At 65.9% G+C, this 232-nt stretch carries 1 protein-coding gene; it reads left to right on the forward strand.

What is annotated here, in order from left to right; genetic code table 11:
- A partial coding sequence (locus ACZ2IA_RS23340) for an FAD-dependent oxidoreductase (protein WP_470294956.1) occupies positions 1-232 on the forward strand: 232 nt, incomplete at both ends.

A 232-nucleotide genomic window follows, 5' to 3' on the forward strand; every position in this document is an offset into this window, starting at 1 on the left:
GAAATTGACGCGCTGGGCGGTCTGATGGCGCAGGCCGCCGATGCCGCCGGCATCCAGTGGCGGCGGTTGAATGCCAGTAAGGGGCCCGCTGTGCGCGCCACGCGCTGTCAGGCCGACCGCAGCCTGTACCGCAGCTTTGTTCGCCACGCGCTGGAAAATGCGCCCGGGCTGGAAATTTTCCAGCAAGCTGTGGATGACCTGATAGTCGAGAACGGTGCCGTGCAGGGCGTGG

It is taken from the genome of Crenobacter sp. CS_VA4 (assembly GCF_055597485.1).